This is a genomic window from Streptomyces sp. NBC_01808, from assembly GCF_035917395.1.
Taxonomy (GTDB): Bacteria; Actinomycetota; Actinomycetes; order Streptomycetales; family Streptomycetaceae; genus Streptomyces.
Window position 1 is genome coordinate 5,646,869 of the sequence record NZ_CP109072.1, and the last position, 12,159, is coordinate 5,659,027.

The window sequence follows — 12,159 nt, forward strand, 5'->3', positions numbered from 1 at the left end:
GAGCCCACTGACACCCCGGCCCGCCCTCCCGTCACCCCAGGTCGGGGACCCGGACGCCGTCCCCGGGCCGCCTCAGCCCGTGCCCCGGCGGCGCTTTGGGGCGGCCTGTGCACGGCCTGTGTCCTCGGGGTTCAGAAGTTCCTTGCCCGCGCGGGGGATTGCTGGGCCACCTTGCGGCGTACGTAGTCGGGCCGGTGGGAGGGCGTGAGGGGCGGGGCCGGGGCGCGGCCCACGGCCGACACGTCGCCGAACTCCGGGGCTTGCGCGGGCTGATGCGCCCTCAGCCGATGCCGTGTCAGTGGTGGCGGCTAGTCTTCGGCGACGTGTGCGAGCCGGGAGGGGTTGTCATGGCTGAGGGTCCGATCGACCTGATCCGTCTGGAGGGGGACGGGAACAGCGTCGTTCTCCGGATCGACGGGAAGGAGCAGCGGAAGCGTCCTGACGAGGGGGATGTCCTGGTCGGGGAGTTCGTGGTCGATACGCCGTTCGTCCGCGGCACCCTCAAGACCTGGGTCGGCCCCGAGGATCTGGGGGAGTGGCAGCAGGCTCTGGACTCGCTCGACGCGGGCCGGGACATCGCCTGGCGCGAGGGAACGCGGGATCCGTGGCTGGTCGTCGAGCTCGACGAGGACGACGACCGGTGCCAGGTCACGATCAAGGACCCTTCCGACTCCCTGACGACGGTGACGGTCACCGTCCCCCTGGCCGACGCCTGGTTCGACGACGCGTACCGGCGCCTGGACTCGGTCTGGGAGACCTGGCCCCTGGAAGAAGACTGAACCCGGGCCGTGGGGTTCATTCGGTGACGAAGGTGGCGCGCGCCGCGATGATCTTCCAGGCTGCCCGGTCGCGGCTCCAGGTCCGGGTGTAGCGCATCCGTGCACGCAACGCCTGCCCGCCGGGGGAGCCCTCCAGTGTTCCGAGGAACCAGGTGACGCCGGTGTGCGCTGTGGCGAACACCTGGAGGTCCCTTCCTCGAGGCCGGTCAGCACCTGGTGGCCGGTTCGGTGGGTGTCCAGGTCGTCGTCCTTCGAGTAGAGGCGTCCATCGGGCCCGGTGAAACGTCCCGCCTCGTCGAGCAGTTCGTCCAGTGCGTCGACGGCGGAGGCGAACTGAGCGGCCTGAAGGCGTCGTTCGGCCGCGAGGAGGCTTTCGGTGTGATCGTCGTTCGGCATCAGCCCAGCATGTCGGGCTCTTGTGCTGGAGCGGTCTCCCTTTCTGCTGATGGCAGATCTACCGGGAGCGAAGGCCCGCCCGCCCGCGTTGGGATGCGTGTGGAACACTCGGCGTCAGACGCCGGCGAGGCTTTCGGTCGCCGAACCTGCCAGCTCGCGCAGCTTCGCGCGCGTTTCGGGGTCGGTCGAGTACACCACCGTGCCGATCATCCCCCGCGTCAGCAGCACCTTGTAGGTGTTGCGGATCAGCCGGTCCACATCCGCGTCGGGCGTCGACCTCTTGAAGACAGGGTCCCTGGACGCCGTACGGTCGGTGACCCAGCGGTCGCCGCGCCAGACCAGGTCCGGGCCGATGATGACGCCGCTCCAGTCGTACTCGAAGCCCTGTGCCGTGTACACGCAGCCCACTTGCCCGAAACCGGCCGGGTCTGTTGCCCAGAGGGCTGACGGCGGTGCGCCTGAGATGGCCCGGTCGCCGGAGACGTTCCAGGGCCGTTGCCAGTCCCCGATGACCACGTCCGGGGGGAGTACCTGCCGGTCCGGCGCTGCCTTCGTCCACTTCCAGCAGTACCCGGCCGACATGCGCGCGCTATAGCCCTGTGAGCGGCGGCCGTCGAGGAACGCTTCCATCTCCTGCGGGCTCTCCGCGACCAGCAACTCCATCCTGCCGTCGGGCTCCCAGCTCACCGGGCCGCCGGGCTCCAGTCCCAGCAGCCGCACCACCCAGCGGAGATACGCGTCGCTACCACCGCACCGGAACTGGCCTTCCAGCGGAACCACCACACAGTGGAGTCCCTTCTTCGCCGCTGCCGCCTTGATGTCGGACACCGTGCCCATCTCGCCGGGGCGTACGACCTGGTGCTCGTCCAGCAGGAAGACGGGGACCCGTGCCGCGTCGATCAACTCCTCGATCTGGGGCTTGCCCGTGCGGTTCGACGCCCGCGTGAAACGGTTGGCCGAAGTCTCCCGAATGCGGTGGGCCTCGTCGCAGATCAGTACGTCGAGGCTGTTCCGCCCGGCGGTCATGAAGCTGTTGAAGTACTTGAAGAGATCCTGGATCGCAGGCCTCCTGGCACCCGCGACCTTCCTCATCGTGCGCGTGAAGGACTTGGAGCCGGTCGCGTGCAGGGCCGTGGTGCCCTGCCGGTACAGCTCACCCAGGAGCGACAGGGCGATGACGCTCTTACCGGTGCCGGGCCCGCCGGTGACGACGACGACTTCCTTGTGGTCGGAGTCCTTCGCGCGGCGTACGGCATTGAGCACCTGCCGGTAGGCGACCTGTTGCTCGTCCAGCAGAACGAACTGCTCGCGCTCGCGGACCTCTTCGGCGGCGACCGTCATCAGTTGCCTGGACGGGCCGACCTTGGCGTTGACCAGTTCGTCCGCGGCCGAGACGCCGGAGTCCGTTCCCAGCTTCGTACGCAGGAATTCGACGAACTCCCCGCGACGTGCACCGATGAAGAGCTGGCCGTACTGGTTCTGACGGGTTTCGAAGAGCCCGCTGACGCCGAACTCGGTGGCGTTGTGGAGATACGCGGCGCCGCTGACGCGGTCCGGGTGCTTGGCCAGCGCTCCGTTGAAGGAGATGAGGTACTCGCAGTAGCCGCGCACCTGGTCGACCGGGTTCAACACAGCCCGGGTATAGGCGTCTACGCGGCACAGCGACGGATCGTCGTCGTCCGGTTCGGCGCTGCTCCACTGCTTCAGTTCCACGACGACGTACGACGGCTGGCCGGTCCTGGGGTGCACGCCGGCCAGGACGACGTCGGCGCGCTTGCTGTTCAGCGGGAGCCCGTACTCGAGGATCATCTCCACCTGCCCGAGCCCCGCGTCGTTGAGCGCGCTCGCGAGCACGGGGATGCTCCGTTCCCACGAACGGGCCTCGGACGAACTCGGCTTGTGACCGTGGACGTGCACGAACTGCTCTGTCATGTGGAGGAAGAGCGCGCGGGACAAACACAGGGCGCCCACGGCGGCGGCGGAGTCGCGGAACAGCAAGGGATCCCCCAGGCAGCACGAAAGAACTCGTGCGGGTGGGGGCATGTCCTGTGTGACTCCGACGGAGCGGAGCGGAAGCCCGGCGGGCCGCAGCTACGACGGGAACAAGGTTACCCGCGCCGTTCGCGGTAGGCGCGTGGTAGCTGAGGTCCCTCCGCGGTGAGCTTCTGGGCGCCGTCGACCTCCTGCAGCCCGATGGTGCCCGGGACCAGTGTCCGCAGCGCGTTGTGGGTGTCCTTGTCGACCGCGTAGAGCACCGTGCCCACCACCCCTCGGGTGAGGAGCACGTGGTAAGCGTTCCGGATGCACCGCTGGACGATCTCGTCATCGACCTCGCGGCGGAAGCCCGGATCGCAGGAGGCGGTGCGTTCCACCCGGAACCTGCCGTTGCGGAAGAGCAGGTCGGGGCCGATAATGACGCCGTTCCAGTCGTACTCGAAGGTCTGGGCCGTGTAGACGCAGCCGATCTGGCCGATGCCGCGGGGGTCGGTGGACCACAGATCCGACTTCGGGGCGTTCGGCACCTCGTGCTGCGGCTTCACATTCCATGGCCGGTGCCACTCGTCGATCTGTACGTCGGCGACGAGTTCTTCGCCGTTCGGATTGCTCCACGGCCAGCAGAATCCCGCGGTCATGCGCGCCGTGGCTCCTTCGCCGCCACGTTCCCGAATGAACTGCTCCATCTGCTCGGGAGAGTCGGCGACCGTGAGCGTCATCCGCCCGTCCGGCCGCCACGTGACCGGATCCGAGACGGTGCCCAGGCCCAGGAACTGCTGGACCCAGCGCTGGTACCGCTTGCTGCCACCCGCCCTGAACGTGCCCTCCAGGTCTTCCACGCTGACCGTGTACCCCTGGGCCCTCGCGAGTTCGCTGAGGTACTCGGCTGTGCCGACCTCGTCCGGACGGATCGACTGATGGTCGTCGAGCAGAAAGATCGGCACCTTGGCTGCCCTGAACAGCTCGACGGCTTGCGGCCGGTCGTCGTCCCGGATTTCCTTTGGAGTCCAGCGGTCGGTCGAGTTGCGCCGCATACGGTGCGCCTCGTCGCAAATCAGGACTTCGACACTGTCCGGCGGGGTGTCGGTGAAGCTGTTGAAGTACTGGTAGAGCTTGCGGGCTGCCTTGCCTTTGTCCCCGATTTGCCCGCGGCGCGCCGACCCGATCATGATCTCGCGCAGTGTCTCCGTGTACGCATGGGATCCGCTGGCGAGTACCGCTTCACGACCCTTGAGCCCGAGTTCCCGCTGCAGTTCCAGCGCGACGGCGCTCTTTCCGCTTCCAGGGCCGCCGCGCAGGATGTACACGTGCTTGCCGCCTGAAGTGGGGGCGGGGGTGGGGGTGTGGGCGGCTTCGGTGTCGTAGAACAGTTCGAGGCCCACGCGGGCCAAGGGGGCGGCCCTCTCCAATTGCCGGGTGATGAGGTCGAACGCGAGGTACTGCTCGTCGAGGAGTGTGAGACCGCCACCGGTGACGGACCGCTGCCGTGCCACATCAGTGACTTTCCGCAGCGGGTTCAAGCGGCCCTCTGCCAGCGCCGCTGCGGCGCGTTTGCCCGAGGACGCGGTGAACTTCGAGGTCAGGATGCGTTCGAACCGGTCCAAGTCGTCAAGCGTGTAGAGCCAGCCGTGGTCGGACTCGGGCAGGGCGAACAACGCTTCCACGTGCTCGTCCCGGGCGTTGTGGAGGAACGCCACGCCCGTCAACGGATCTTCGCTCTGCTGAAGATGCTGGATATAGCGCTTCATGTACTCGCAGTAGCGCTGTATCTGCCGCACCGGATGCAGCTTGTTCTTGCCGTCCCCGAAACCGAGGTCCACGGCGATCGGGCAGTCGGGATCGACGGAGGCATGCCGTACCTGCTTCAGCTCGACGGCCAGGTAGGAGTCTTCTCCGGTACCGGGACGCCGGCCACACAGGACCAGGTCGACCGCGGAGCTGGTGTGCGGTAGGTCGACTTCGACCTGCACTTCCACTCCGTCGAGTCCTTTGCCGAGCAGGGACCTGACCACCACCGGGATGCTGTTGTTCCATGACGCGACGTTGCTGCGATCTGCTCGTCGGCCCTTGATGTCCTCGTACTTGGCCTGCAGCTTCTCGGTGAGCAGATTGTGTCCCGACTCGCCCTCGACGGCGATGAGCCGGCCCAGTTCGGCCGCGGACAGTTGCAGGAGCACGAAGGTTCCCCAGGCACGAGGTGACTCGTGCGGGTGGGGGCATGTCCTTCGTGACTCCGCCGGAGCGGAGCGGAAGCCCGTCGGGCCGCAATGACGGTTCGTAGACTAGCGGGCGGCGAGGTGAGGGCGGGCCCCTGGAGGCCCGCCCACCGCCCCGGCTCAGCCGAGGCTGTGCACCACGGCCCGCGCCAGCAGCCAGAGCAGGTTGGAGCCAAGGCCCACCGTGATGCCGATGAGGACTTCACGGACCCAGTTCCGGTGCTCGGACGTGCACTTGACGGCAGCCATCGGAAGCGCTCCTTCGGTAGGGGTGGCGGCGCCGGATGGCTCCCGCCGGGAGCGCACCGTGTTGCCGTACCACCAGACCGAAGGGCCAGCGTCCCCGCGGGCCACCTCGCGTACGTCCTCCGGGAGGACGCGTGGTGCGGGGTAACCGTAGCGCACGTCCGAGCACGCGGAGTAATGAGTTTCTCCTGCGACCGGGTGACGAAGCAGCGGCGCAGGTTCTCGCCCTGCCCGCGATAACCCGGCTGGGGCGTCTGGCGTCCCGGGTGGTGTCAGGTCGTGACGCCGTGGTTTGCCAGCCAGGTGATCGGGTCCTTCGCCGATCCGTATTCCGGTGTCGTGCGGACCTCGAAGTGCAGGTGCGGGCCCGTGACGTTGCCCGTGGCGCCGGACTGGGCGATGCGGTCTCCCATGCCGACCGCGTCGCCCGTGGAGACGTCTGTCTGCGAGAGGTGGGCGTAGTGGGTGTAGTCCCCGTCGCCGTGTCTGATGACGATCTGGTAGCCGAAGGAGTCGTCCCAGCCCGCTTCGACGACGGTGCCCTTCGCCGCGGCCTTGACCGTCGTGCCTACGGGGACGGACCAGTCCTGGCCGGTGTGGCCGTTCTGCCAGTTCGCGCCCGACGCCTCGTAGCCCGCCGTCGGGGTGCTGCCGTCGACGGGCATGACGGCCGTTGGCTCGGCCGCCGCGGTGGCGGTGCCGTAGGAGGCGTTGTCGGCGTTGGTGCCCGTGCCGTCGGCGGGGCCGTCCAGGGAGAGTTCCATGCCGGGGGCGATCAGGTTCGGGTCCTCGCCGATGACGGATCTGTTGTTCTCGTACAGCGTCTTCCAGCCGCCGTCGACCTCCTGCTCCGCCGCGATGACGGAGAGGGTGTCGCCGGAGCTGACGGTGTAGGTGGTGTCCTCTTCGGCGAAGGCGGTCGACGCGCCGATGACCGGCAGCGCGAGGGTGGCGCCCGCCGCCGAGGCGCGGGTGGCGAGTTTGCGGGCGCTGCCGGGGCGGCGCGCCGCGCGGTGGCGGCCGTGAGGGGATGACATCGTACGGGCCTCTTTCTCCGGACGCCTGCGAGGTGAGCTGTCGGGTTCGGGCTGGAGTTGCCCGGCCGCCGGCTTCGGCGGGCCTCACCCCTAGATGAATGAGTCCGATGTTCTCAGTGGTCGTAGTCGATCAGAGATCGTTTGATCTTGGCGTCGGTGGTCCAGTTGTGCCAGATGCCGGCGGCCAGGGCGAGGAGGCGTTGGCCGGTGCGGGCGAAGACCCCGGCGGGGGTTCTGCCGCCATGGTGTTCCAGGCTGAGCTGACCTTTGAGGGTGTCGAACACCGCCTCGATCCACTGGCGGACACGGGCCAGTCGGCCGTGCCGGGCGGGTTCGTCCTTGCGGTCCGGCCGCACCAGGTGGATGCCCAGCCGTTCGGTGAGGAACGCCTCGAACTCGCGCCCGGCGAAGCCCTTGTCGGCGAGGATCACCTGCCCGCTGCGGACGAGGTGGTGGTCGCGTTCCAGCAGCGCGGTCATCACTTCGCGTTCGCCGAGCTTGGGGTTTGCCAGGCACCAGGACACCGGCATGCCTTCGGCGGTGGTGAGCAGGTAGAGCCGGAACCCCCAGAAGAAGCGGGAGTGGCTGCGGCAGTAGCCGTATCCGGCGTGCCCGGCCAGTGCGGAGCGTTTGACCGTCTCGCGGGAGGCTGCGCAGGGCAGAGGCGTGGAGTCGATCAGCCGCAGGTCGTCCTGCCAGGTCGGCACCTGCTTGGCCAGGGCCTCGATCACCTGGCTGATCAGCGGACCCGCCGCGTTGAGCCTTTTGTTGTAGGCCGACTGCTGGGGCAGATAGCGGAAGAGGTGCCCGAGCCGGGCGTGGGCGAAGCGGATCCAGTGCCGGGCCGAGGGGAAGCCGAGCAGTACCTGCGCGACGGCCAGGCACAGCAGTTCGGCATCCGTCAGTTTCGGGGGTCGCCCGATCCGGCGACGAGGCGCCACGTGGTCGTCGATGAACACGTACAGTGCCGCCAGAAGGGCGTCCAGGCTGGTAGTCACACACGAGCCAACGGGCGCCCTTCGCGATGGTCGCGACCAGCACAAACATCGGACTCATTCATCTAGCCGTCGCAGGGACGGCGCGGTCCGGCGGGGGCCGGACCCGTGGGTCCCCCGCTCCTGCCCGGCGGTGCGAGCTGATCGGCAGGTACCGCGGCGCCGGGGGCAGGATTCGGCGGTCCGGCGCGCAGCGGGTGTTCGCCTTTCGAACGGGCAGCCACGCTAGGGGGATCATGTGTTCGACGGCAAGGCCGTCACGGATTCCCGCGGAATAATTGACTCCGCGTCGTGGTGAGTTGACGTCGTGCAGCCGTCAGACCCGGGCAAGCGCTGATTTGCCCCCCGCCCCCTGACAAAGGGCGCGGCGAGCGGTGATGCGTCGACTGCCCGGATCGATGTTCGGGGTCACGTCGCCGCGCGCGGTGGCCCCGCCGACGTGATCATGGAGTCGTGTGGAGCCCGCTGCGCGGTGACGACCGCCCGTCCGGAGGAACCGAACATGGACACCGATGGCCAGCCTGCGCCCGTGCCGCTGAATTGCCTGGTCACCGGGGCGTCCGGGTATATCGGCGGGCGGCTCGTGCCGGAGCTGCTGGAGGCCGGGTGCCGGGTGCGTTGCCTGGCCCGTACGCCCGGCAAGCTCCGTGATCACCCCTGGGCCGGGGACGTCGAGGTCGTGCGCGGGGACGTCACGGACGAGGAGTCCGTGGGGGCCGCCCTGCGCGGGATGGATGTCGCGTACTACCTGGTGCACGCCCTCGGCTCCGGTGGCGGGTTCGAGGAGACCGACCGGCGGGCGGCCCGCGTTTTCGCCCGGCAGGCGGATGCCGCCGGGGTGCGGCGGATCGTGTACCTGGGCGGCCTTACGCCGCGGGGGGTGCCCGAGGCGTCCCTGTCCCCGCACCTGCGGTCCCGGGCCGAGGTCGGGCGGATCTTTCTGGACGGGGCCGTGCCCGCCACCGTGCTGCGCGCCGCGGTCGTGATCGGTTCGGGGTCGGCTTCGTTCGAGATGCTGCGCTATCTGACCGAGCGGTTGCCCGTCATGGTCACTCCCCGGTGGGTGGACACGCGCACCCAGCCCATCGGCGTCCGCGACGTGCTCCGCTACCTCGTCGGCTCCGCCGCCATGCCGCCGGACGTCGACCGGGCCTTCGACATCGGCGGCCCCGACGTCCTGACGTACCGGGAGATGATGCGCGAGTACGCCGCCACGGCGGGGCTGCGCAAGCGGCTCATCCTGCCCGTGCCGGTCCTCACCCCCGGGCTGTCCAGCCACTGGATCGGGCTCGTCACCCCCGTTCCCGCCGCCATCGCCCGGCCCCTCACGGAGTCGCTGCGCCACGAGGTGGTCTGCCGCGAGCACGACATCGCCCGCTACGTGCCCGACCTGCCCGGGCGCCCGCTGCCCTTCGGCGAGGCGCTGGCCCTGGCTCTGCGCCGGGTGGGCGAGGCGCGGGTCGCCACCCGGTGGTCGTCCGCCGCCGTGCCCGGTGCGCCCAGCGACCCGCTGCCCACCGACCCGGACTGGGCGGGCGGCAGCCTCTACGAGGACGAACGGCAGCTCTCCGTCGACGTACCCCCCGACGTGCTCTGGAAGGTGATCGAGGGCATCGGCGGTGACAACGGCTGGTACTCCTTCCCGCTCGCCTGGGCGGTCAGGGGCTGGCTCGACCGGTTCGCCGGCGGCGTCGGCCTGCGCCGCGGGCGGCGCGACGCCGGGCGCTTGCGGGCCGGCGACTCGCTGGACTTCTGGCGCGTGGAGGAGATCGAGCCCGGGCGCCTGCTGCGGCTCCGCGCGGAGATGCGGATGCCGGGGCTGGCCTGGCTGGAGATGTACGCCGAGCAGGATGCCGCGGGCCGTACGAGATACCGGCAGCGCGCCCTGTTCCACCCCCGCGGCCTCCTCGGGCACGCCTACTGGTGGTCGGTGTTCCCCTTCCACCACGTCGTCTTCGGCGGCATGGCACGCAACATCACCCGGGCCGCCGCCAAGGACGCGGGCGTCAGTCCTTCTCCCCGGCCGCGGTGACTGCGGCGAGCGCCGCGTCGAGGCGTTCGGTCGCCTCCTCGGCGACCGGGCGCAGTGCGTCGAGTCCGGTGAGGGTGACCATCGTGCCGGGGTCGAGGGCCTGTACGGCGGTGCGGTCGCCGTCGCGGCGGACGACGACGTTGCAGGGGAGCAGCAGGCCGATCGAGCGGTCGGCGTCCAGGGCGCGGCGGGCGAGGGGCGGGTTGCAGGCGCCGAGGATGACGTAGTCCTCCATGTCGTGGTCGAGCTTGGCCTTCAGGGTGGCGGTGACGTCGATCTCGGTGAGGATGCCGAAGCCCTGCGCCGCGAGGGCCTCGCGGGTGCGGGCGACGGCGGTGGTGAAGTCGGTGTCGAGGTGCACGGTGCGGTCGTAGCGCATGGCGGTCGGCTGCCCTTCTGATGGTCGGCGCGTGGTGCGAGGGGCGCTGTCCGGGCGCCCGCACGGTCTCGGCAGGCGGTCTCCCGGGGTGCTCCCCCTGCCTCCCAAAATACCCCCCGGGGTAATTGTGCTACGGTCGCCGATATACCCCCCGGGGTAATTGGCCACTGGAAGGGAGTACGTCGTGTTCTTCGTCGACACGATCGAGGTGCCGGGGCTCGGCAACCGCAGCTATCTCGCCGGCGGCGAGCACACCGCCGTCGCCGTCGACCCGCCGCGCGACATCGACCGCGTGATCGCCGCCGCCGCGCGGCGCGGGGTGCGGATCTCGCACGTCGTCGAGACGCACGTGCACAACGACTACGTCACCGGGGGGCTGGAGCTGGCGCGGGTCACCGGGGCCGCGTACCTCGTGCCCGCCGCCGCCCGCGTCGCCTTCCGGCGCGTACCCGTGCGCGACGGGGACCGTACGGAGATCGACGGCCGCCTCGCGCTGCGGGCGCTGGCCACCCCGCCCTCACCTCGGCCGCGGCGCTCGCCGCCCACGCCCGCGAGGGCCACGTGCGGTGGCGTACGGGCCTGCTGTTCGCGGCGGCCGGAGCCGGCCCCGCGATGCTCGGCGGGGCGCTCGCGGGCCACGTGCCCGGCGCGGTGCTGACCGCGGCCTTCGCCGTGGTCGCGGGGGCGGCGGCGGTGTGCATGCTGCGATGTCGCCGGCGTGAGGAGGCCACCCCCGCGGTACGCCCCGGGCGGGCCGCCGCGGCCGGGGCCGGGCTCGGCGGTGTCACGGGGTTCGTCGGCGTCGGCGGCGGTTTCCTCGCCGTACCGGCGCTGGTCGGGGTGCTCGGCATGCGGATGAGGGCGGCGGTCGGCACCAGCCTGCTCGTCATCACCGTCAACGCGCTCGCCGCGCTCGGCACCCGCGCCGGCACCGTCGCGGACCTCGACTGGGCGGTCGTCGGCCCGTTCACCGGTGCCGCGGCCCTCGCCGCGGCCGGCGGCAAGCGGCTCGCCGCCAGGGTCTCCGGGGACACCCTGCGGCGGGTCTTCGCCGTCGCGCTGCTCGCGGTGGCCGCGTTCATGCTGATCGACGCGGTGACGTGAGCAGGCCGCGCGGAGTGATCACGCCAGCGACAGGAACAGCTTCTCCAGGCGGGCGCGCATCGCCTCGGGGTCCTCCCCGCTCTTGCGGCCGGACTCCATGTCGGTCACGCACTGCTGCAGCCCGGTCGCGATGATCGCGAACCCGGCCCGGTCCAGCGCCCGCGAGGCCGCGGCGAGTTGCGTGACGACGTCCTCGCAGTCGCGCCCCTCCTCGATCATCCGGATCACCCCGGAGATCTGGCCCTGGGCCCGGCGCAGGCGGTTCAGCACGGCCTTGAGGTCCGCGCCCTCCAGCTCCAGTTCCACGCTCACTCCTCGGAAAAAAATACCCCTGTGGGTATCGTACGTCCCGGCCAGGGACGACGTCGAACAGTAAGGACACCACCCGCCATGACCCGCATTCCCGCCACCCTCGCCACGGACCAGGCCCGCACCCGCCTCGGTGAACTCGTCGTCGTCGACGTGCGCACCCCCGCCGAGTACGCCTCCGGCCACCTGCCCGGCGCCGTGAACGTCCCCCTCGACCACCTGCGCGCCGCGCTGGACGACATACGCCACGCCGCCGAGCGCGGCGACCTCCTCGTCGTCTGCGCCTCCGGAGCCCGCTCCGAGAGCGCCTGCAAGCTGCTCGCCGAGCAGGGCATCGAGGCCGCCGCCCTCGTCGGCGGCACCGGTGCCTGGGCCGCGGCCGGGCACGACCTGCACACCCCGGCGGCCTGCGACACCCGGGCCGGCTGGAGCATGGAGCGCCAGGTGCGCTTCACCGCGGGCAGCCTGGTGCTCCTCGGCCTCCTCCTGGGCGTCCTCGTCCACCCGGCGCTGCTGCTGATCTCGGCCGGCATCGCGGGCGGCCTGGTGTTCTCCGCGCTGACGAACACCTGCGGCATGGCGGTCGTCCTCGGCAAGCTCCCGCACAACCGCCCGCGCGCCGCCGACCTCGACGCCGCCCGCGCGGCGCTCCGCGGCCGCTGAGCGCGGCG

The 12,159-nt window shown here is 70.5% G+C and carries 11 protein-coding genes and 3 pseudogenes; 5 read left to right on the forward strand and 9 right to left on the reverse strand.

The window, feature by feature from the left end:
* Positions 1 to 347 precede the first annotated feature (347 nt).
* Entirely contained in the window at positions 348 to 779 is a 432-nt protein-coding gene (locus tag OG946_RS25105; protein WP_326798270.1) for a DUF5959 family protein, read from the forward strand.
* A gap of 16 nt (positions 780 to 795) precedes the next feature.
* Here the strand turns inward: OG946_RS25105 and OG946_RS25110 are convergent, their stop codons facing one another.
* The 7 genes and pseudogenes from OG946_RS25110 to OG946_RS36205 form a co-directional block, all read right to left on the reverse strand.
* Positions 796 to 960 (reverse strand): hypothetical protein, encoded by a 165-nt coding sequence (locus tag OG946_RS25110; RefSeq protein WP_326798271.1) that lies wholly within the window; start codon positions 958 to 960, stop codon positions 796 to 798.
* Positions 961 to 1,049: 89 nt separating this feature from the next.
* Positions 1,050 to 1,175: pseudogene (locus OG946_RS25115) on the reverse strand (nuclear transport factor 2 family protein); the annotation flags it as partial.
* A gap of 114 nt (positions 1,176 to 1,289) precedes the next feature.
* The gene (locus tag OG946_RS25120) at positions 1,290 to 3,173 is read right to left on the reverse strand and encodes a DUF2075 domain-containing protein (RefSeq protein WP_326800362.1); all 1,884 of its coding nucleotides are present in this window, start codon (positions 3,171 to 3,173) and stop codon (positions 1,290 to 1,292) included.
* Between the two features lie 110 nt (positions 3,174 to 3,283).
* Positions 3,284 to 5,347, reverse strand: coding sequence for a DUF2075 domain-containing protein (locus tag OG946_RS25125; protein WP_326798272.1), 2,064 nt, complete (start codon positions 5,345 to 5,347; stop codon positions 3,284 to 3,286).
* A gap of 159 nt (positions 5,348 to 5,506) precedes the next feature.
* On the reverse strand, positions 5,507 to 5,635 hold the full coding sequence (locus OG946_RS25130) for a DUF6408 family protein (protein WP_326798273.1): 129 nt from the start codon (positions 5,633 to 5,635) through the stop codon (positions 5,507 to 5,509).
* 269 nt (positions 5,636 to 5,904) lie between these two features.
* Positions 5,905 to 6,669 (reverse strand): LysM peptidoglycan-binding domain-containing M23 family metallopeptidase, encoded by a 765-nt coding sequence (locus tag OG946_RS25135; RefSeq protein ID WP_326798274.1) that lies wholly within the window; start codon positions 6,667 to 6,669, stop codon positions 5,905 to 5,907.
* A 113-nt stretch (positions 6,670 to 6,782) separates the two neighbouring features.
* Positions 6,783 to 7,667, reverse strand: coding sequence for an IS982 family transposase (locus OG946_RS36205; RefSeq protein WP_326794281.1), 885 nt, complete (start codon positions 7,665 to 7,667; stop codon positions 6,783 to 6,785).
* Between the two features lie 499 nt (positions 7,668 to 8,166).
* Between OG946_RS36205 and OG946_RS25145 the strand changes: the two genes are divergently transcribed.
* Complete coding sequence (locus OG946_RS25145; RefSeq protein ID WP_326798276.1) at positions 8,167 to 9,696, forward strand: SDR family oxidoreductase; 1,530 nt, start codon at positions 8,167 to 8,169, stop codon at positions 9,694 to 9,696.
* On the opposite strand, the gene OG946_RS25150 is transcribed toward OG946_RS25145, so the two are convergent.
* Positions 9,671 to 10,075 (reverse strand): DUF302 domain-containing protein, encoded by a 405-nt coding sequence (locus OG946_RS25150; RefSeq protein WP_326798277.1) that lies wholly within the window; start codon positions 10,073 to 10,075, stop codon positions 9,671 to 9,673. The genes OG946_RS25145 and OG946_RS25150 overlap by 26 nt on opposite strands.
* 184 nt (positions 10,076 to 10,259) lie before the next feature.
* On the opposite strand from OG946_RS25150, the pseudogene OG946_RS25155 reads away from it, so the two are divergent.
* Positions 10,260 to 10,589: pseudogene (locus tag OG946_RS25155) on the forward strand (MBL fold metallo-hydrolase); the annotation flags it as partial.
* Positions 10,589 to 11,179: pseudogene (locus tag OG946_RS25160) on the forward strand (TSUP family transporter); the annotation flags it as partial. The pseudogenes OG946_RS25155 and OG946_RS25160, both read left to right, overlap by 1 nt.
* 18 nt (positions 11,180 to 11,197) lie before the next feature.
* On the opposite strand, the gene OG946_RS25165 reads toward OG946_RS25160, so the two are convergent.
* Positions 11,198 to 11,485, reverse strand: coding sequence for a metal-sensitive transcriptional regulator (locus OG946_RS25165; RefSeq protein ID WP_326798278.1), 288 nt, complete (start codon positions 11,483 to 11,485; stop codon positions 11,198 to 11,200).
* A gap of 84 nt (positions 11,486 to 11,569) precedes the next feature.
* On the opposite strand from OG946_RS25165, the gene OG946_RS25170 reads away from it, so the two are divergent.
* Positions 11,570 to 12,151, forward strand: coding sequence for a rhodanese-like domain-containing protein (locus tag OG946_RS25170; RefSeq protein WP_326798279.1), 582 nt, complete (start codon positions 11,570 to 11,572; stop codon positions 12,149 to 12,151).
* Positions 12,152 to 12,159: the final 8 nt, after the last annotated feature.

Excerpts from the sequence above, each read along its gene's own strand:
- OG946_RS25145 (WP_326798276.1), top strand. The coding sequence starts at position 8,167 with ATGGACACCGATGGCCAGCCTGCGCCCGTGCCGCTGAATTGCCTGGTC.
- OG946_RS25150 (WP_326798277.1), bottom strand. The coding sequence starts at position 10,075 with ATGCGCTACGACCGCACCGTGCACCTCGACACCGACTTCACCACCGCC.
- OG946_RS25135 (WP_326798274.1), bottom strand. The coding sequence starts at position 6,669 with ATGTCATCCCCTCACGGCCGCCACCGCGCGGCGCGCCGCCCCGGCAGC.
- OG946_RS25170 (WP_326798279.1), top strand. The coding sequence starts at position 11,570 with ATGACCCGCATTCCCGCCACCCTCGCCACGGACCAGGCCCGCACCCGC.
- OG946_RS25130 (WP_326798273.1), bottom strand. The coding sequence starts at position 5,635 with ATGGCTGCCGTCAAGTGCACGTCCGAGCACCGGAACTGGGTCCGTGAA.
- OG946_RS25105 (WP_326798270.1), top strand. The coding sequence starts at position 348 with ATGGCTGAGGGTCCGATCGACCTGATCCGTCTGGAGGGGGACGGGAAC.